We start from the raw sequence: 18,110 nt of genomic DNA on the forward strand, positions 1-18,110 counted from the left end.
ATGGAATTTTTCCGTTTCCGTAAAGACATTCCGTTCATGCAGCGCGCGTTGATCTTCAACGCGATCTCGCTGATCACCTTCCTCGCCGCCGTGTTCTTCCTCGTGCATCGCGGGCTGCATCTGTCGGTGGAATTCACCGGCGGTACCGTGATCGAGGTGCAGTATCCGGGCGCGGTGCCGCTCGACCCGGTGCGTAACACGCTCGGCAAGCTCGGCTATGCCGACGCGCAGGTGCAGAACTTCGGCACCTCGCGCGACGTACTGATCCGTCTGCCGCTGAAGACGGGCTACACGTCCGCGCAGCAGAGCGACCAGGTGATGGGCGCGCTGAAGGCCGACACGCCGGAAGTGCAGTTGCAGCGCGTCGAGTTCGTCGGTCCACAGGTCGGCAAGGAGCTCGCCACCGACGGTCTGCTCGCGCTCGCCTGCGTGGTGGCCGGCATCGTGATCTACCTGTCGTTCCGCTTCGAATGGAAGTACGCGATCGCCGGCGTGATCGCCAACCTGCACGACGTCGTCATCATTCTCGGCTTCTTCGCGTTCTTCCAGTGGGAGTTCTCGCTGTCGGTGCTGGCCGCGGTGCTCGCGGTGCTCGGCTATTCGGTCAACGAGTCGGTCGTTATCTTCGACCGGATTCGCGAAACCTTCCGCCGCGAACGCAAGATGACCGTGATCGAAGTGATCAACCACGCAATCACCAGCACGATGTCGCGAACCGTCATCACGCACGGCTGTACGCAGATGATGGTGCTGTCGATGTTCCTGTTCGGCGGCCCGACGCTGCACTACTTCGCGCTCGCGCTGACGGTCGGTATTCTGTTCGGTATCTACTCGTCGGTGTTCGTCGCCGCGGCTCTTGCCATGTGGTTCGGCGTCAAGCGCGAAGACCTGATCAAGGACAAGAAGGAACGCGTCGATCCGGACGATCCGAACGCGGGCGCCCAGGTTTGATGCGCGCGTAACCGCTGAGGATGCGCACAATAAAAAAGGCCGGTTCTGTCGAACCGGCCTTTTGCGTTTACGTACGCCGTCGTTACCGCCTCGTTCCTAGCGGAACCCCAGCTTGCGCCGTGCGCCGATCAGCGCCGCGATGCTCAGCAGCGCGGCAAACATCACGTAGTAGCTCGGCGCTGCCTTCGAACCGGTCGCGCTGATCAGCCACGCGATGATGAACGGCCCGAAGCCGCCGAAGATCGTCACCGCGATGTTATACGCGAGCGACATGCCGGTCGTGCGCGTCTGCACCGGGAATATCTCCGACAGCAGTCCCGGCGTCGCGCCGAAGTAGCCGCTGACGAGAAAACCGAACACGATCTGCCACACGATCAGCGTGCCGAAGCTCGGATGCGCGATCAGGAACGCGAACGCCGGATAGACGAGCACGAACAGCAGCACGGCCGCGCCCAGCATGATGCGCGTGCGTCCATGCAGGTCCGACCAATGCCCGGCCACCGGCGAGAACACCATCTGGATCAAACCCGTCACCGCGATCGCCGAGAACGCGACCGACGGCGCGAGCCCCAGTTGCCGCACGCCATAGGTCGGCATGAACAGCATCAGATACGCGGACACGGTCCCGAGGATCACCACGCCCATCGCGATTACGAGCCGCAGCTTCTGCGTCGCGAACGTATCGCGCAGCGGCGTCTGCGTCGTTTCGGCGGCGAGGAATTCGGGCGTCTCGTCGAGCCTGGTGCGGATGTAGAACGCGACGGGCCCGATCAGCAGACCGAAGAAGAACGGCACGCGCCAGCCCCACGATGCCATCTGTTCCGGCGACAGCTGGCCGGTCAGCAACGCGCCAAAACCGGCCGCGAGCAGCGTCGTCAGACCCTGGCTCGCCATCTGCCAGCTCGCGTAGAAGCCGCGCCGGCCCGGCACGTGCTCGGCGAGAAACGCAGTCGCGCTGCCGAATTCGCCGCCGGCCGAGAAGCCTTGCATCAGCCGCGCGAGCACGAGGATCAGCGGCGCGGCGAGACCGATGCTCTGGTAGGTCGGCAAAATCGCGATGATCAGCGTGCCGCTCATCATCAACAGGATGGAAAGCGTGAGCGCCCCCTTGCGCCCGGCGCGGTCCGAGTACGCGCCGATCACGATCGCGCCGAGCGGCCGCATGAAGAATGACACGCCGAACGTGCCGAGCGTGAGCAGCAGCGATACGGTCTCGTTGCCGGCCGGAAAAAACAGCTTCGAGATGGTCACGGCGAAAAAGCCGTACACCACGAGGTCGAACCATTCGAGCGCGTTGCCGATCGAGGCGGCCACCACCGCGCGCCACGAATTCCGCCGGCTTCCCGCGACGCTTGCTGCTGTCGTTGCATTCATCCAGATCTCCTGTACTGCGCGAAATATTTATCGACACGAACGCATGACGTCCGCCCAGGCCATCCCGGCAACGCGCAGCACCGGCATGACTGCTTGCGCTCTATTTAACTGAAAAAATAAAAGCGATGCGAGCGACAAATGGCCGAGGCGCGCCGCCATGGCCGAGGCGTTCGCAACGGGCGACAAAAAACCGCTTCGTCGGTGAACGACCGAAGCGGTTTTCGTATTGCGGCGCAGCGCGGATCGAATCGCAACAGCGGCCCGCGCGCGGCGCCGGCCGCGAAGCTGCCGGCGCGCCTACTGCTGCTTGATACCTTCCGACTGGATATGCAGGCGCGTCTGCATGCTGAAGCCGTACTTCGCGCCGAACTCCATGCCGTAATCGGCGCGATTGAATTCGGTGCTCGCCTCGACGCCGCAGACTTCGCGCTTGAGGACCGGGTGCTGCATGCACTTGAACGAATCGATCTTCAGATTCACCGGCTTCGTGATGCCGCGAATCGTCAGCGTGCCGATCACCTCGACGGGCTTGTCGCCGTCGAACTTGATCTCGGTGCCCTTGTAGGTCACGGTCGGATACTTCTCGACGTCGAAGAACTCGGCGGCCCTCAGGTGATCGTCGAGCTTCGGGTTGCCGGTCTGCACCGAAGCGGGATCGACGGTGACGTCGACGGTGCCGGTTTTGGCCGCGCGATTGAGCGTCACCGTTCCCGTGGTCTTCGTGAATTTGCCGCGCCAGATCGACAGACCGCCAAAGTGGTCGGCCTCGAAGCTCGGAAACGTATGCATCGGATCAAGCAGATAGGTATCGGCGGCGAAGGCGCCGAGCGACAGCGACGAAGCCAGCGCGCCAACAGCGATCAATATGGACGTTTTCAATTCGTGCTCCTGTTTTGCGTTGAAAATCGCGGTGCAACCTGCGGTGGGAAAGCGGCCGCGCCCCACGTGGCGCGGCGGACCTCGCGAGCGCCGTGCGCGTTACTTGCGCGCGGCGACGATATGAAACTTGATCACGACCTCGTCGGCGACGACCGATGTGTCCTTCCATTCGCCGGTGCCGATGTCGAACTGCGAGCGCTTGATCGGCAGCGCGCCGTCGAAGGTCTGCATCGCGCCCTGCTGGCCGACCGTGACCGGCACCACGACCGTCTCCGACTTGCCCTTGATGGTCAGCTTACCGGTCACCTTGAACTGGTTGCCGCCGGCCGGCGCGATCGCGCTCGACACGAACGTCGCGCTCGGAAAGGTCTTCGCGTCGAACCATTCCTTGCCGCGCACCTGCTCGTTGTAGCTGTCGTCGCCGAGATCGTAGCTGGCGACGTCGATGTTGAGCTGCGCGCTGCCGGCCGTCGGTTTGGCCTGATCGAAGCTGACCTGCGCCGTGAACTTGTTGAACTTGCCTTCGACCGGCACGTTCATCTGCTTCGAGGTAGCCGTCACCGAACTCTTCGCGACGTCGACCTGCGCGAGCGCCGCGCCTGCGGCGCTCAGCGACGCCGCTGCGAACGCGGCCAGCATGTAGCGATAAAACGAACCCTTCATGGTTGTCCTTATTTGAGGAAGGGGATCATGCGCGACAGCAGGCCGTCGCGATCGAGCCATTGATGCTTGAGCGCCGCCGCGGTGTGTAGCGCGACCAGCACGAGCAATGTGTAATTCAACGCGATGTGCAGATTCTTCAGCACTTCCTTCAGGTGCGGATCGGGCGCAATGATTCGCGGCAGCGGAATCAGCCCGAGGTAGACGACCGGCACGTTCGCCGCCGAGCTATACAGATAGCCGGACACGGGAATCACGATCATCAGCACGTACAGCAACAGATGTGTGAGATGCGCGGCGCCACGCTGCCAGGTGGGCATGCGGCGCGGCATCGGCGGCGAGGCGTGGGTCGCGCGCCACAGGATGCGCACGATCGCGAGCGCGAACACGGTCACGCCGATCCATTTGTGCCACGAGAAATAGCGCAGCTTGGTGGGCGTGAAGCCCGGGATGTCGGTCATCACCCAGCCGAGCGCAAAGCCGCAGACGATCAGCAGTGCGATCAGCCAGTGAAACGCGATGGCGGTCCGCGTGTACGACTCCCGGGTACCGAACGATGGATTGAGTGTCATGACAGATCAACGCAGGCAGTTAGAAGTTAACGGCGCGCCGCGGCCAGCTATTCCGCGATCGCGGCCGATGCGGCGGACATCATCGCCACAAAAGGCCGCCGGGCATGCCACGGGCGCCATGCTACCCCAAGCGCGAAAAGCTGGCTGGAGCGCGTCGGCGGAACGGGCCCGAATTTTGCGCTGCAATGGCCCCAGGGCGCCGCGTCACCGCCCTTGCGTTGACCGATTCGGGGACCGAAAGCCCCGAAGCGACGCCATCTCAGGCCCGGACCAGCGCGCGGCGGGGACGGCGCCACGCCCCGCGCCGCGCGCGGCTCGCCTCGGTCGCGAGGCCGCGTTTGGTACTATTGCTGCTCACCGCCGCCCGACCCCTCGTAACGAGCAGGCCTTACACCCCGCCACTACGTCGTTAGCCCATCTGCCGCATGGAACATGACAACCTGATCGCGTGCCATGAATGCGATACGCTGTTCCGCAAGCCACGGCTTGTCGGGCGCGTCGCCGCGCGTTGTCCGCGCTGCGGCGCGACGCTCTATCGCGGCGTCTCGCGCAAGCTCGACGCGATCTGCGCACTGACGCTCGCCGCGCTGATCACGTTCGTGATCGCGCAGGGCTTTCCGATCGTCGAACTCGAAACCAACGGCATCACATCACAGACTACGCTGTTCGGCGCGCTCGTCGCGCTGTGGGGCGAGAACATGCAGATCGTCGCCGTGATGGTGTTCTGCTCGACGATCCTCTTTCCGTTCACCGAACTCGTCGCGCTGCTGTACGTGCTGGTGCCGCTACGCGCCGGCTACGTGCCCGCGCACTTCAATCGCGTGCTGCGCGCGATCCAGTTCGTGCGACCGTGGGGCATGATCGAAGTGTTCATGCTCGGCGTGCTGATCACGATCGTGAAGATGGTGAGCCTCGCGCGCGTGATTCCCGAGGCGGCGCTGTTCGCGTTCGGCGCGCTGACGCTGATGTTCGCGGTCGTCGTCACATTCGATCCGCGCGTGCTGTGGGATGTCGCCGACGAGATCGACGCGAGCGGCGATCGGCCGTTGCCGCGCACGTCGGCCGACAGCGCGGCGGTCGCGGTCGGCTCGCTCGCCGGTCCGCCGGCGCCGTCCGCGCGCGTCGCGGGCTCGACCAGCGGCAGCGCTGGTGGCACAACCCACAGCACGGCGGACGGCACCCCGCCCGGCTTGCCGCCCACGCCGCGCGAAGGATGAGCCCGCGATGAAATACGTCACCGCGAAACGCGCGGGCCTGCTGTCCTGCCATTCGTGCGGGCGCGTCGAACCGCGCATCCGCTCGGTCACGCCGCAGCACTGCGGCCGCTGCGGCGCGCATCTGCACTCGCGCAACCCCGACAGCCTGATGCGCACATGGGCACTGCTGATCGCCGCGGCGCTGCTGTATATCCCGGCGAACCTGCTGCCGGTGATGCACACGTCGTCGCTGCTCGGCTCCGAGGACGACACCATCATGAGCGGCGTCGTCTATTTCTGGACTTCCGGCGACTGGCCGCTCGCGATGATCGTGTTCATCGCCAGCATCCTGGTGCCGATGCTGAAGCTCTCGGTGCTCGTGCTGCTCACCGTCACCGCGCAGCGCCGCTCGCGCTGGCGTCCGCAACAGCGCACGACGCTGTACCGGATGGTCGAGCGGATCGGCCGCTGGTCGATGCTCGACGTGTTCGTCGTCACGCTCACCGTGGCGCTCGTGCGTTTCAAATCGTTGGCCGAGATCACGGCCGGGCCGGGCGCGATCGCGTTCGGCTCGGTCGTGATCCTGACGATGCTGGCCTCCATGCAATTCGATCCACGCCTTATCTGGGACCCCGTGGAAAGCCGTACCCCAACACCTCAGGATCTTGACCATGACTAGCCCGCAAGGACCGACGCCCGCCTCCGATGATGCGCCGCGCAACGATTCGAACGGACCCAGACTGCCGCCCCAACTGCCCGACCCCGAGATCGAGCCACGCAGCCGCTGGCTGCCGTCGCTCGTCTGGGTGATTCCGCTGATCGCCGCGCTGATCGGCATCGCGCTCGTGATCAGGTCGGTGACCGAGCGCGGACCCGTGATCACGATCAGCTTCGTCAGCGCGGAAGGCCTCGAGCCGGGCAAGACCAAGGTCAAGTACAAGGACGTCGACGTGGGCGCGGTGAAGACGATCACGCTGTCGCCGGATCTGTCGCACGTGCTCGTGCAGGTGCAGCTCACCAAGGAAGGCGGAAAGTTCGCGGTCAAGGACTCGCGCTTCTGGGTGGTGCGTCCGCGCGTCGGCGCGAGCGGCGTGTCGGGTCTGACCACGCTGCTGTCGGGCTCGTACATCGGCGCCGACGCGGGCCGCTCGACCGAAAGCGAGAGCAACTTCGTCGGCCTCGAAACGCCGCCGCCCATCACCGGCGACCAGAAAGGCCACCAGTACACGCTGCACGGCGATTCGCTCGGCTCGATCGACATCGGCTCGCCGATCTTCTACCGGCGCGTGCAGGTCGGTCAGGTGGTCGGCTTCTCGCTCGACAGGGACGGCACCGGCGTGACGATGCGGGTGTTCGTGTCGGCGCCGTTCGACCAGTACGTCGGCACCAACACGCGCTGGTGGCATGCGAGCGGCGTCGATCTGCGGCTCGATTCGAGCGGCTTCAAGCTGAATACGCAGTCGCTCGCGACGGTGATAGTCGGCGGTCTGTCGTTCCAGTCGCCGCCCGGTCAGAACATGGGCCCGCAGGCGCCGAACAACCAGACCTTCCGCCTCGGCTCGGACGAAGCGGACGCGATGCGCGAACCGGACGGCGTGCCCTTGCGCGTCGTGATGAACTTCAACCAGTCGCTGCGCGGGCTGTCGATCGGCGCGCCGGTCGATTTCCGCGGCATCGTGCTCGGCCAGGTGACCAATATCGGCATCGACTACGATCCGAAGACGCAGAGCTTCACGATGCCGGTCACGATGAACGTGTACCCGGACCGCCTCGGCAAGCGCTTCCGCGAGAGCTCGCCGCAGCCGGGCACGCTCGCCGGCGAGAACCTGATGCAGGAACTCGTCAGGCACGGCCTGCGCGGCCAGTTGCGCACCGGCAACCTGATCACGAGTCAGCTGTACGTGGCGCTCGATATCTTCCCGAAAGCGCCGCCGGCCAAGGTCGACGTGACGACCGATCCGCTCGAGCTGCCGACCATTCCGAACACGCTCGACGAATTGCAGTTGCAGGTCGCCGACATCGCGAAGAAGCTCGACAAGGTGCCGTTCGACCAGATCGGCGCGAATCTGAACACCGCGCTGAAGAACGCCGACCAGCTGTTCTCGCGTCTCGACAACGAAGTCGTGCCGCAGGCGCGCGACACGCTGACGGCCGCGAAGCAGACCTTCAGTTCGGCCCAGGCAACCTTGCAGCAGGATTCGCCGATGCAGTCCGACGTTCATCAGGCGTTGCAGGAACTGACGCGCACGTTGCAGTCGCTGAACGCGCTGTCGGACTACCTCGAGCGTCATCCCGAATCGCTGTTGCGCGGTAAATCAGGAGATAAACCATGATGTTTGCCCGGCTCCCCCGTCCGCCGCGCGCGCTCGTGCGCGGTGCCGTACGCGGCGTCGCGTACGGCACCGCACTGGCTGCGGCTCTCGCCATCGCGGCGTGCTCGTCGCCGTCGAGCCGTTTCTATACGCTGGGTGGCGCGGATAGCGCAAGCACCGCCGCGAATGCCACCGCGCCGGCCGTCGCGCGCACGAGCGCCGCGCCTGCCTGGCTGATCGAAGTCGCGCCGGTCAACGTGCCGCCGCAGGTGGCGAGAAATCAGCTGGTCGTGCAGACCGGGCCGACTCAGGTGCAGTTGCTCGAACAGGAGCGTTGGGCGTCGCTGCCCGGCGATGAAATCCGCCGCGCGCTGTCGACGAATCTGACGCAGCAGCTCGGCACCATCGATACGTTCGGCACCGCGCACCCCGACGACGCGGCCGTGTACCGGATCGCCATGAACGTGCAGCGCTTCGAGTCGTGGCCCGGCTCGCATGCGTTGATCGATGCGGTGTGGAGCGTGCGGGCCGTGCGCAGCAATGCGGTGATGACGTGTCGCAGCGTGGTCAGCGAGACGGTTGGCGGCGGGTACGACGCGCTCGTCGATGGACATCGGCGCGCGCTGGCCGAAGTGTCGACGCAGATCGCGGCGGGGGTGCGGGCGATGGCCGCGACGGCCGTCGCTACTACGGCCACGACGGGCAAGACGTCGTCTTCGGCCCGATCGGCTGCCGCGGCAGTCGTGCCGCCCTGTCCTTCCGCGGAAACGGCCGCGGGAGCCGGCGCCTGACAGGCCCGGCTGGCGCGAGCCCGGTGCGCACGCGCGTGTCTATCCGGGCCGCGCCGACTTCAACGCACAGCTTCAGCAGACGCGCTTCCACAATGCCTAGCAGTCCATTCGACGCCACGCGCCTCTGCAGGACAAACCCATGTTCGACTCCATCAGACGGTTGATAAAAAAATGGCGCGGGTCGCGCGACGGCGGCCATCAACTCGATGCGCTGCTCGCGATCGCGGATAAGACCGCGCCTTATGCGGAGCGCAGCGAGTGGCTGATCGAAGTCGCGCACTGGATTCGCCGCGGCCGCATCGTGCGACCCGGCGCAACTGACGCCGACGACACCGTCGCCCGCCAGTCCAACCCCGCCCACACGCGCATCCGCTACCTGCTGCACGTGCTCGATCGCAACCCCGCGTGGAAGGCGAACGTCGCCGGCATCCTGCGCGCGCTGCTGCGCGAAAGCGATGGCCTCTCGCTGCTGTGCGACGCCGGCATGCCGGTGCATTCGGGCTTCTTCGGCGCGGTGTTCGAACGCCTCGAGGCGTCGCTGATTCCGCCCGCGCCGAACCGCCGCGACCTCACCGCGATCGTCACGCTGATGTTCGGCTCCGAGCGCGACGCCGAATGGATCGACACGCTGCCCACCGATCTGCTGGTGCGTATCCACGCGCTATTCGACTACGCGCCCGACGACGAAGAAGACGGACGCGACAGCACGCCCTTCTCGCTCGACCTGCTGGCCGCGCTGCACAACCTGACCTGCCAGATCAGCTCGACCGGACTGTCGCAAACGGTGCGCAGCCGGCTGGGCGGTGTAGCGCCACCTGTCGATCGCATCGACGACCGCGTCGACCGCGTAATCGACGCACGAACCACCGACGTCAACGGCGTGCGCGTCGCAATGGAAAGCCAACCGTTCTACCGCCTCACCCGCGCGATGCTCGCGGTCGAAGCCGCTCACGACGCGTACGCGGCGGGCGGCCCGCAGGAGCCGCTGCTACGCGAGGTCAACTATCTGCGGCTGCTGCTCGACGAATGCCGCGGCGCAACCGACAACGTGTTCGCGCATCTGTACCGCAACGGCGTGAGTGTCGACATCGTGTTCCAGGTCGAGCGGATGCGCATGCGCATCGAGCGCGCCGAGCATCTGCTCGATGCCTGGATGGCGCAGGACGATCTGCACGCGGCCGCGCGCCTGACCGCCGAACTCGTGCGCGCCAATCACGCGAGCCAGAGCGTCGCGCATCTCGCGCGCAGCAATTCATCGCTGCTCGCGCGCAAGATCGTCGAGTACAGCGCGGATACCGGCGAACACTACATCGCGCGCGATCGCGCCGAGTATCTGAAGATGATGCGCATGGCGGCCGGCGGCGGACTCGTGACCGTCGTCACCGTGTGCGTGAAGTTCGCGATCACCGGCGCGCATCTGCACGCGATGCTCGAAGGCGTGCTCGCCGGCATCAACTACGCGGCGAGCTTTCTGCTGATGCACTTCCTGCACTTCTCGCTCGCGACCAAACAGCCCGCGATGACCGCGCCGACGCTCGCGCGCGAACTCGACGGCGTCGGCACGCCGGCCGGCGTCGACAGTTTCGTGAGTTCGGTGACCGCGCTGATGCGCACGCAGGCCGCGGCGGTGCTCGGCAACGTGCTGCTGGTGTTTCCCGTCAGTCTGTGCGTGGATCTGCTGTACCACGCGCTGTTCAACACCGACCTCATTTCGGCCGACAAGGCGATCGCGACGCTGCAGTCGTTCTCGCTGATCGGGCCGACGCCGTTCTATGCGGCGTTGACGGGCGTGCTGCTGTGGTCGTCCAGCCTGCTCGCGGGCTGGGCGGACAACTGGTTCATCCTGCATCGCGTCGCCGACGCGCTCGCCTACAACCGGCGCCTGCGCATGACGCTCGGCGTGGCCGGCGCCGACCGTCTCGCGCGCTTGTGCCGCGCGAACGTCGCGGGCGTGGTCGGCAATATCACGCTCGGCCTGATGCTCGGGCTCGTGCCGGCGATCCTCGCCGCCTTCGCGTTCAAGTTCGACGTGCGTCACGTGACGCTGTCTGCCGGCTCGATCGGCGTGGCGCTCGGCGCGCTCGGCGAAAGCGCGCTGAAGCTGCCGGCTCTGTGGTGGGCGGTGGCGGGCGTCGGCAGCATGGCGATTCTCAATGTCGCGGTGAGTTTTGTGCTGGCGTTCTACATGGCGGTGAAATCGCGCGATTTGCGGCGCAATGCGGTGCGCTCGCTGCGCGGGGCGATCTGGCAGCGGGTCAGGCGGCATCCGCTGGAACTCGTGTGGCCGGCCCAAGCGGGACGCGAGGCGAGATGACGCAACGACAGACGACGGCCCGGCGCGCCAATCGCGCCGGCCCGCCGATCTCGACCGCGTACAATAGCGCCTTATCCAACGCCTTGCGGCAACCTCAATGTCCTTCGATTTCTTCCTTCCTTGCCCGCGCGGGCTCGAAGCTCCGCTCGCGGCCGAACTCGCCGAAATTGCCGCCAAACATCTGAACGGCGCCGCCTTCACGGCCGGCGCCCAGGTACCGGGCGGCGTGCATTTTCGCGGCGGCTGGGCCGCCGGCATGGCCGCCAATCTGCACTCGCGTCTCGCGAGCCGCGTGCTGCTGAAAATCGCGGAGCGGCCTTACCGCAGCGAGCAGGACATCTACGCGCTCGCGCTCGAGCAGCGCTGGGAGCAGTGGTTCTCCGCGCACGAGACGCTGCGCGTCGACGTCACCGCGATCAAGTCGCCGCTGCGCAGTCTCGAGTTCACGACGCTGCGCGTGAAGGACGCGATCTGCGATCGTCTGCGCGAAAAAAGCGGCGCGCGGCCGAGCGTCGACACCGCGATGCCCGACGTGCGCGTGTTCGCGTTCCTGAGCGCGACCGACTGCACGCTGTACCTCGACACTTCCGGCGATCCGCTATTCAAGCGCGGCTGGCGTCTCGACAAGGGCGCGGCGCCGCTGCGCGAAAACCTCGCGGCTGGCATTTTGCGTCTGACTGGCTGGCAGGCCGGCACGCCGCTCTACGATCCGATGTGCGGCAGCGGCACGTTCCTCGCGGAAGCGGCGCAGGTCGCGTTGAACATCGCGCCGGGCGTCGAGCGGCGCTTCGGCTTCGAGAAGCTCAAACAGTTCGACGCGCGGAGCTGGCAAGCGCTGAAGGGCGCCGCGCTCAAAGCGAAAGACGCGGCGCGCGGCTCGCGCGGCGCGGATCTGGAGATTTTCGGCAGCGACATCTCCGGCGACATGCTCGAAAAAGCGCGCGCGAACTTCGAGCGCGCCGGCTTGCCGCCCATTTCGCTCAAGCAGCTCGATGCGCGCGACATGACGCCGCCTGGCTCGGCGCCGGGCATCCTCGTCGCGAATCCGCCGTATGGCGAGCGGATCGAAGTGCGCGGCCGCAATGCGCGCGGCGAGCTTCGCGAAGGCCGCGGCAATCGCGACGACGACGGCTTCCGCCGCATTCAGGAAGAAGCGCCGGACAGCGAGTTTTTCCAGTTGCTCGGCAATGCGTTGAAGCAGCGCTTTGCCGGATGGCATGCGTTCATCCTGACGTCGGATCGCAAGCTTCCGGGGCAACTGCGGCTGCGCGAATCGACGAAGACGCCGCTGTTCAACGGTGCGCTCGAATGCCGGCTGTTCCGCTTCGATCTGATCGCGGGCAGCGTGCGGCAGCGTCCGCAGGGCGATCCGCCGGCGGCTTGAGGCTGTTTCTAGCGGGGCGGCGCGCTGTCGTCGCCCTGTCGTCATCGCGTCGCTCGAAAAGCAGGCCGCGCGCATGAGCGATGTGGTCGGCGTGTTTCAGTTGCTGGTGGGGTGAAGCGGTCGCGTCTTCGCACCCTACTGCCACCACGCTGTCAGCAGCACCCCCGCACACTCCTTCTCACGCCATCCGGCGCTTGAACGGCCTACTGCCAACCGAAGGAGAGTGTCATGTCCGCATTGCCCAAACTCGTTGCCTGGTTCGAAATCCCGTCGGTCGATTTCGATCGCGCGGTGCGCTTTTACGAAGCCGCGCTCGACGCCCCGTTGAATCGACAGGAGATCGGCGGCCAGCCGATCGCCGTGTTCAGCTACGAGGAGCCCGCGACTGGCGGCGCGATCGTCCACAATCCGTCGATGACACCCGGCGTCGACGGCGTCACCGTCTACCTGAACGCGCTGCCCACCGTCGACGCGGCGCTTGCGCGCATCGAACGGGCGGGCGGCAAGACCGACGGCCCGGTGATCAAGCTGCCGCAGGACATCGGCTATATCGCGTTCTTCACCGATACCGAAGGCAATCGCGTCGGCCTGCATTCGCGCACCAACGGCTAAGCGCGCCTGAAGCCGCCGCGCACGAACCGAAGGCCGCCATGCGGCGCTATCATCGCGGGACCGTCCCCTTCCTCCTCTACCCGACGCACACGATGACGCGCCGTGCCGACCGCCTGTTCCAGATCGCCGAGCTGCTGCGCGGCCGGCGCCTGACCACCGCGCAGCAACTAGCCGACTGGCTGAACATCTCGCCGCGCACGGTCTATCGCGACGTGCGCGATCTGCAATTGTCGGGGGTGCCGATCGAAGGCGAAGCGGGCATCGGTTATCGGCTGTCGCGCTCGGCAAGTCTGCCGCCGCTGACCTTCACCGCCGACGAACTCGCCGCGCTCGCCGCCGGCGCGCGCATGCTCGAATCATGGGGTGGCGCGGGCTTCGCGAGCGGCGCGCGGGGCGCGCTGGCCAAAATCGCATCGGCGATGCCCGCCGACAAGCGCGCGACGCTCGAACGGCTCGCGATCTTCGCGCCGTCGTTTCACATCAAGGGGGATTTTTCGACGCAGCTCGACTCGCTGCATCGCGCGATCGATGCGCGCCAGGTGGTGCGCTTCGCGTACACCGACGCGAACGGCGCCGACACCGAGCGCCGCGTCTGGCCGCTCGCGCTCGCGTACTGGGGCGCGCGCTGGACGCTCGGCGCATGGTGCGAGCTGCGTGCTGATTTCCGCAACTTCGGACTGGAGAAGATGCGCGATCTCGAAGTGCTCGAGACGTATCCGGATCAGGAAGGCAGGCGGCTCGCGGATCTGCTGCGGCACGTAAACGCGAGGCCGAAAATATGAAAAGGATCGCGGCGCGACGCACCGCGATCTCAGGGTCTGTTTACCGCTAACGAGCTACTCGACCGACTTAACCATATCCTCGATCACCTTCTTCGCGTCGCCGAACACCATCATCGTCTTGTCCATGTAGATGCGTTGATGGTCATTGGGTCAAGCTCCCTAAGAAAGCCCGCCGCATCAGGCTTACGGCCGGGGTGCCTGGCGATCCAGGCGGTTATCGCAGGGAAAACGCATTCCGGTAAGTCCAGTTACTGGCATTGACCCGACGCGAAATTTTTCGCGTCCGCGAAAAATCACGCGGCCTGCCAAGGGTTCACAAGGCAGACGCCCGTTGCTACGAAATCAGCGACATTTCGCGTCACCACGGTCATACCATGAACGATCGCCGTAGCGGCGATAAGCGCATCACGCTCCGAGCGCCGATCCGGTACATGCAAGCGCGCGCAGCGTAAGGCAACGCCCGTATCGACAGGCAGCACGCGATCCGCAAATTCAGTTAAGACGTGCTCATCGAGCCATGCGCGCAGCAACGCGCCTTGGCTCGGGTCGCTGCGCTCCTTCAGCAAAACGCCCCTTGCCAGCTCCATGATCGTGATTGCAGAAACAAAGAGCGCCGAAGCATCAACGCTCTTTGCCCAGGCGACGAGGTTGGCATCGGCCCTGCGCCCCTTACGGAGTTCGGAAACGACATTCGTATCGATAACAAACATCAGAGTTCAGCCGGCCGGATAGATATATCCACGCGCGGCGGATCGAATTCAATGTCAGCAACCTCGGGCATGGCCAGGGCGTCCACGATGTTGCGACGCTGTCTGGCGAGAAGCCAGTATTCCTCGATGCTCAGCAAAACATGGGCGGGCCTGCCGCGATCGGTGATGAATACGGGGCCGTCTTTGGTAGCCTTTTTCGCCCGGGTCACGTCTTGATTGAGTTCCCTGCTGGATAAGGTCGTAATCGTCATATTCCCTCCCGCCACCTAACGTAGTAACGTTACTACATGTCAGGAATGTCGGCAAGTCACTACGTTGTGAGTTCCGAAAGAGAAATTTTCGCGTCCGCGAAAAATCCGCCGACGGGCGGCTCACTTATGCTCGCTCTCCTTATCGAGAGCGAGCAACGCAAGGTGGTCCTCCAGCTCGCGTCGCAAGAGCTGGAGCGTATCCAATTTCTTCACTTGCTCAGTGAAAAGCGTGTAAAGCGTCGTTCACCGCTAGCGATCTAGTCGACCGCCTTCACCATATCCTCGATCACCTTCTTCGCGTCGCCGAACACCATCATCGTCTTGTCCATGTAGAACAGGTCGTTGTCGAGCCCGGCGTAGCCCGCCGCCATCGAGCGCTTGTTGACGATCACGGTGCGCGCCTTGTACGCCTCGATGATCGGCATGCCCGCGATCGGCGACTTCGGATCGTTCTTCGCGGCCGGATTCACCACGTCGTTCGCGCCGAGCACGAGCACCACGTCGACCTGGCCGAACTCGCCGTTGATGTCCTCCATCTCGTACACCATGTCGTACGGCACTTCGGCCTCGGCGAGCAGCACGTTCATGTGACCCGGCATGCGGCCGGCCACCGGGTGAATGGCGTACTTCACCTCGATGCCCTTCTCGACCAGCTTGTCGGTCAACTCCTTCAACGCATGCTGCGCGCGCGCGACGGCCAGCCCGTAGCCCGGCACGATCACGACCGTTTCCGCGTTGCCCATCATGAACGACGCGTCATCGGCCGAACCCGATTTCACCGGACGCTGCTCCGCCGCGCCGCCCGCGGCCGCGCCCGGCTCGTTGCCGAAGCCACCGAGGATCACGTTGAAGAACGAGCGGTTCATCGCGCGGCACATGATGTACGACAGGATCGCACCCGACGACCCCACCAGCGAGCCGGCGATGATCAGCATCGGATTGTTCAGCGAAAAGCCGATGCCCGCCGCCGCCCAGCCCGAGTACGAGTTCAGCATCGACACGACGACCGGCATGTCCGCGCCGCCGATCGGAATGATGATCAGCACGCCGAGCACGAACGCGATGATCGTCATGATGATGAACGGCAGCCACGACTGCGTGAGGAAGAAGAGGACGCCGAAGCCGAGCATCGCGAGCGCGAGCATCAGGTTGATCAGATGCTGGCCGCCGTAGACGACCGGCGCACCCTGAAACAACCGGAACTTGTACTTGCCCGACAGCTTGCCGAACGCGATCACCGAGCCGCTAAAAGTAATCGCGCCGACGAACGTGCCGATGAACAGTTCGATGCGGTTGCCGTACGGCAGGAAGCCCTCGATCGGCACGTTGGGATCGACGAGGCCGAACGCGGCCGGCTCCGACACCACCCCATACGCGATGCACACGGCCGCGAGACCGATCAGCGAGTGCATCGCCGCGACCAGTTCAGGCATCTTGGTCATCTCGACGCGCGCGGCGACGAACGCGCCGATCGCGCCCCCGATCACGAGCCCGAACAGCAGCAGGCCGAGACCGAGACCGAGATTGGAGCCAAGTACTTCGGCCTGCCGCGAGATCAGCGCGATGGTCGTCAGAATCGCGATCGCCATGCCGACCATGCCGAAGGTATTGCCGACGCGCGCGGTCTTCGGATTCGACAGCCCCTTGAGCGCCTGGATGAAGCAGACCGACGCGACCAGATACAGCAGCGTGACGACGTTCAGGCTCATTTACGTACCCTCCTTGCCGCCAGCCGGTAGTTTCCTGGGTTCTTTCTTCTTGAACATCTCGAGCATTCGCCGCGTGACGAGGAATCCGCCGAACACGTTGACGGCCGCGAGCGCGACCGCGATCGTGCCGAAGAACTTCCCGGCGCTGCCGACGGTGAGACCCGCCGCGAGCATCGCGCCGACGATCACGATCGCCGAGATCGCATTGGTCACCGCCATCAGCGGTGTATGCAGCGCGGGCGTGACGTTCCAGACCACGTGATAGCCGACGTAGATCGCCAGCACGAAGATGATCAGGTTGATCACCGTGTGATTGATGACTTCCATCTTCGGCTTCCCCCTATGCGTTGCGCGTGACCTGGCCGTCGCGAGCCAGCAGCGTGGCCGCGACGATGTCGTCCGCGAGATCGATGTTCAGCGTGCCTTCCTTGGCGATAATCAGCTTCAGGAAGTCGAGCACGTTGCGCGCGTACAGCGACGACGCGTCGGCGGGCACCATCGCGGCGAGATTCGTATAGCCGACGATCTGCACGCCATAGCGCACCACCACCTGGTCCACCTCGGTCAGCGGACAATTGCCGCCGCGCCGGCCGTCGACTTCGGGGCCGCGGCCGGCCGCGAGGTCGACGAGCACGGAGCCTGGTTTCATCGCCTGCACAGTGTCGACCGACAGCAGCGTCGGCGCCGGGCGGCCCGGAATCAGCGCGGTCGAGATGACGATGTCGGCCTGCTTTGCGCGCTCGTGCACCAGCGCCGACTGGCGCGCGAGCCACGACGGCGGCATCGGCCGCGCATAGCCGCCGACACCCTGCGCGGCGTCGCGTTCTTCGTCGGTTTCATAGGGCACGTCGAGAAACTTCGCGCCGAGCGACTCGATCTGCTCCTTGACGGCCGGGCGCACGTCGGACGCTTCCAGCACGGCGCCGAGGCGCTTCGCGGTGGCGATCGCCTGCAGGCCAGCCACGCCCGCGCCGAGAATCAGCACGCGCGCGGCCTTCACGGTGCCGGCCGCGGTCATCAGCATCGGCATGAAGCGCGGATAGAGCGTCGCCGCGAGCAGCACCGCCTTGTAGCCGGCGATGTTCGCCTGCGACGACAGCACGTCGAGGCTTTGCGCGCGCGTGGTGCGAGGCGCGGCTTCGAGCGCGAACGCGGTGACGCCGGCCGCGGCGAGCTTGCCCGCGTTGTCGGCGTTGAACGGATCGAGCATGCCGACCAGCGTCGCGCCGCGCTTGAGCAGCGGCAGTTCGGAATCGGTGGGGGATTGGACTTTGAGGACGAGATCTGCGCCGAATGCAGTGGCGGCATCGACGATTTCCGCGCCCACGGCCGTATAGGCGTCATCGGGAAAGCTCGCGCCGGCGCCGGCGCCGCTCTGGAGCGTGACCCGGTGGCCTTGCGCCACGTACTTCTTGACCGTCTCGGGCGTCGCGGCAACGCGGGTTTCATGCGCGCGCGTCTCGGCTGGCACTCCGATGTGCATCGTTGTTCCTCCTCGACTTCCTGTTTGACGACAGACCTGCCGACGAGGCTCGCCGGCTTGCACATGCAACGGCTAACGCAGGCCCCACTTTAACCGGAAACCGCCACATCACAAATATCGGGGTCGATGC

General features: G+C 65.4%; 18 protein-coding genes. 9 read left to right on the top strand and 9 right to left on the bottom strand.

Annotation, left to right across the window (positions count from 1 at the left end):
* Nucleotides 1–951 (top strand): protein translocase subunit SecF, encoded by a 951-nt coding sequence (gene secF, locus OKW35_RS06635; protein ID WP_090803074.1) that lies wholly within the window; start codon nucleotides 1–3, stop codon nucleotides 949–951.
* Nucleotides 952–1,047: 96 nt separating this feature from the next.
* On the opposite strand, the gene OKW35_RS06640 is transcribed toward secF, so the two are convergent.
* The 4 genes from OKW35_RS06640 to OKW35_RS06655 all read right to left on the bottom strand — a co-directional run bounded on the left by OKW35_RS06640 (nucleotide 1,048) and on the right by OKW35_RS06655 (nucleotide 4,436).
* Entirely contained in the window at nucleotides 1,048–2,325 is a 1,278-nt protein-coding gene (locus OKW35_RS06640; protein WP_184062324.1) for an MFS transporter, read from the bottom strand.
* A 297-nt stretch (nucleotides 2,326–2,622) separates the two neighbouring features.
* A complete protein-coding gene (locus OKW35_RS06645; protein ID WP_429551834.1) occupies nucleotides 2,623–3,192 on the bottom strand; it encodes a YceI family protein in 570 nt (189 codons plus the stop codon).
* Between the two features lie 111 nt (nucleotides 3,193–3,303).
* Nucleotides 3,304–3,867, bottom strand: coding sequence for a YceI family protein (locus OKW35_RS06650; RefSeq protein WP_429551539.1), 564 nt, complete (start codon nucleotides 3,865–3,867; stop codon nucleotides 3,304–3,306).
* Nucleotides 3,868–3,875: 8 nt separating this feature from the next.
* Nucleotides 3,876–4,436: a cytochrome b gene (locus OKW35_RS06655; protein ID WP_090803069.1), complete on the bottom strand. Its 561-nt coding sequence runs from the start codon at nucleotides 4,434–4,436 to the stop codon at nucleotides 3,876–3,878.
* A 425-nt stretch (nucleotides 4,437–4,861) separates the two neighbouring features.
* Between OKW35_RS06655 and OKW35_RS06660 the strand changes: the two genes are divergently transcribed.
* The 8 genes from OKW35_RS06660 (at nucleotide 4,862) to OKW35_RS06695 (ending at nucleotide 13,827) form a co-directional block, all read left to right on the top strand.
* Complete coding sequence (locus OKW35_RS06660; RefSeq protein WP_429490982.1) at nucleotides 4,862–5,653, top strand: paraquat-inducible protein A; 792 nt, start codon at nucleotides 4,862–4,864, stop codon at nucleotides 5,651–5,653.
* A gap of 7 nt (nucleotides 5,654–5,660) precedes the next feature.
* Complete coding sequence (locus OKW35_RS06665; RefSeq protein WP_184062331.1) at nucleotides 5,661–6,311, top strand: paraquat-inducible protein A; 651 nt, start codon at nucleotides 5,661–5,663, stop codon at nucleotides 6,309–6,311.
* Complete coding sequence (locus OKW35_RS06670) at nucleotides 6,304–7,965, top strand: intermembrane transport protein PqiB (RefSeq protein WP_184062333.1); 1,662 nt, start codon at nucleotides 6,304–6,306, stop codon at nucleotides 7,963–7,965. Before OKW35_RS06665 ends, OKW35_RS06670 begins: the two co-directional genes overlap by 8 nt.
* On the top strand, nucleotides 7,962–8,735 hold the full coding sequence (locus OKW35_RS06675) for a PqiC family protein (protein WP_429407410.1): 774 nt from the start codon (nucleotides 7,962–7,964) through the stop codon (nucleotides 8,733–8,735). Before OKW35_RS06670 ends, OKW35_RS06675 begins: the two co-directional genes overlap by 4 nt.
* A 139-nt stretch (nucleotides 8,736–8,874) precedes the next feature.
* Complete coding sequence (locus tag OKW35_RS06680) at nucleotides 8,875–11,049, top strand: site-specific recombinase (RefSeq protein ID WP_429551540.1); 2,175 nt, start codon at nucleotides 8,875–8,877, stop codon at nucleotides 11,047–11,049.
* A 97-nt stretch (nucleotides 11,050–11,146) separates the two neighbouring features.
* The gene (locus OKW35_RS06685; protein ID WP_429551541.1) at nucleotides 11,147–12,433 is read left to right on the top strand and encodes a THUMP domain-containing class I SAM-dependent RNA methyltransferase; all 1,287 of its coding nucleotides are present in this window, start codon (nucleotides 11,147–11,149) and stop codon (nucleotides 12,431–12,433) included.
* Nucleotides 12,434–12,661: 228 nt separating this feature from the next.
* Nucleotides 12,662–13,045 (top strand): VOC family protein, encoded by a 384-nt coding sequence (locus OKW35_RS06690; protein WP_429356603.1) that lies wholly within the window; start codon nucleotides 12,662–12,664, stop codon nucleotides 13,043–13,045.
* A 38-nt stretch (nucleotides 13,046–13,083) separates the two neighbouring features.
* On the top strand, nucleotides 13,084–13,827 hold the full coding sequence (locus tag OKW35_RS06695; protein WP_429551542.1) for a helix-turn-helix transcriptional regulator: 744 nt from the start codon (nucleotides 13,084–13,086) through the stop codon (nucleotides 13,825–13,827).
* Between the two features lie 293 nt (nucleotides 13,828–14,120).
* On the opposite strand, the gene OKW35_RS06700 is transcribed toward OKW35_RS06695, so the two are convergent.
* The 5 genes from OKW35_RS06700 to OKW35_RS06720 form a co-directional block, all read right to left on the bottom strand.
* Nucleotides 14,121–14,540, bottom strand: coding sequence for a type II toxin-antitoxin system VapC family toxin (locus tag OKW35_RS06700; RefSeq protein ID WP_429551835.1), 420 nt, complete (start codon nucleotides 14,538–14,540; stop codon nucleotides 14,121–14,123).
* On the bottom strand, nucleotides 14,537–14,788 hold the full coding sequence (locus tag OKW35_RS06705) for a type II toxin-antitoxin system prevent-host-death family antitoxin (RefSeq protein WP_184002374.1): 252 nt from the start codon (nucleotides 14,786–14,788) through the stop codon (nucleotides 14,537–14,539). The genes OKW35_RS06700 and OKW35_RS06705 overlap by 4 nt, the downstream gene beginning before the upstream one ends.
* A gap of 257 nt (nucleotides 14,789–15,045) precedes the next feature.
* Nucleotides 15,046–16,497 carry an NAD(P)(+) transhydrogenase (Re/Si-specific) subunit beta gene (locus OKW35_RS06710; RefSeq protein ID WP_429356601.1) on the bottom strand — a complete coding sequence of 484 codons (1,452 nt, stop codon included), beginning with the start codon at nucleotides 16,495–16,497 and terminating at the stop codon, nucleotides 15,046–15,048.
* Nucleotides 16,498–16,824, bottom strand: a complete 327-nt coding sequence (locus OKW35_RS06715) for an NAD(P) transhydrogenase subunit alpha (RefSeq protein WP_018419437.1) — start codon at nucleotides 16,822–16,824, stop codon at nucleotides 16,498–16,500.
* 13 nt (nucleotides 16,825–16,837) lie between these two features.
* Nucleotides 16,838–17,980 (bottom strand): Re/Si-specific NAD(P)(+) transhydrogenase subunit alpha, encoded by a 1,143-nt coding sequence (locus tag OKW35_RS06720; RefSeq protein ID WP_429551543.1) that lies wholly within the window; start codon nucleotides 17,978–17,980, stop codon nucleotides 16,838–16,840.
* Between the last annotated feature and the right edge of the window lie 130 nt (nucleotides 17,981–18,110).

Origin of the sequence: Paraburkholderia sp. MM5477-R1, assembly GCF_050436385.1 — a bacterium.
In the GTDB taxonomy this organism is placed as follows: domain Bacteria; phylum Pseudomonadota; class Gammaproteobacteria; order Burkholderiales; family Burkholderiaceae; genus Paraburkholderia; species Paraburkholderia tuberum.

Bases quoted from the DNA above. Each gene is read 5' to 3' on its own strand.
- secF (WP_090803074.1), top strand. From the start codon at position 1: ATGGAATTTTTCCGTTTCCGTAAAGACATTCCGTTCATGCAGCGCGCG.
- OKW35_RS06640 (WP_184062324.1), bottom strand. From the start codon at position 2,325: ATGAATGCAACGACAGCAGCAAGCGTCGCGGGAAGCCGGCGGAATTCG.
- OKW35_RS06650 (WP_429551539.1), bottom strand. From the start codon at position 3,867: ATGAAGGGTTCGTTTTATCGCTACATGCTGGCCGCGTTCGCAGCGGCG.
- OKW35_RS06655 (WP_090803069.1), bottom strand. From the start codon at position 4,436: ATGACACTCAATCCATCGTTCGGTACCCGGGAGTCGTACACGCGGACC.
- OKW35_RS06660 (WP_429490982.1), top strand. From the start codon at position 4,862: ATGGAACATGACAACCTGATCGCGTGCCATGAATGCGATACGCTGTTC.
- OKW35_RS06665 (WP_184062331.1), top strand. From the start codon at position 5,661: ATGAAATACGTCACCGCGAAACGCGCGGGCCTGCTGTCCTGCCATTCG.
- OKW35_RS06670 (WP_184062333.1), top strand. From the start codon at position 6,304: ATGACTAGCCCGCAAGGACCGACGCCCGCCTCCGATGATGCGCCGCGC.
- OKW35_RS06675 (WP_429407410.1), top strand. From the start codon at position 7,962: ATGATGTTTGCCCGGCTCCCCCGTCCGCCGCGCGCGCTCGTGCGCGGT.
- OKW35_RS06680 (WP_429551540.1), top strand. From the start codon at position 8,875: ATGTTCGACTCCATCAGACGGTTGATAAAAAAATGGCGCGGGTCGCGC.
- OKW35_RS06685 (WP_429551541.1), top strand. From the start codon at position 11,147: ATGTCCTTCGATTTCTTCCTTCCTTGCCCGCGCGGGCTCGAAGCTCCG.
- OKW35_RS06690 (WP_429356603.1), top strand. From the start codon at position 12,662: ATGTCCGCATTGCCCAAACTCGTTGCCTGGTTCGAAATCCCGTCGGTC.
- OKW35_RS06695 (WP_429551542.1), top strand. From the start codon at position 13,084: ATGCGGCGCTATCATCGCGGGACCGTCCCCTTCCTCCTCTACCCGACG.
- OKW35_RS06705 (WP_184002374.1), bottom strand. From the start codon at position 14,788: ATGACGATTACGACCTTATCCAGCAGGGAACTCAATCAAGACGTGACC.
- OKW35_RS06710 (WP_429356601.1), bottom strand. From the start codon at position 16,497: ATGAGCCTGAACGTCGTCACGCTGCTGTATCTGGTCGCGTCGGTCTGC.
- OKW35_RS06715 (WP_018419437.1), bottom strand. From the start codon at position 16,824: ATGGAAGTCATCAATCACACGGTGATCAACCTGATCATCTTCGTGCTG.
- OKW35_RS06720 (WP_429551543.1), bottom strand. From the start codon at position 17,980: ATGCACATCGGAGTGCCAGCCGAGACGCGCGCGCATGAAACCCGCGTT.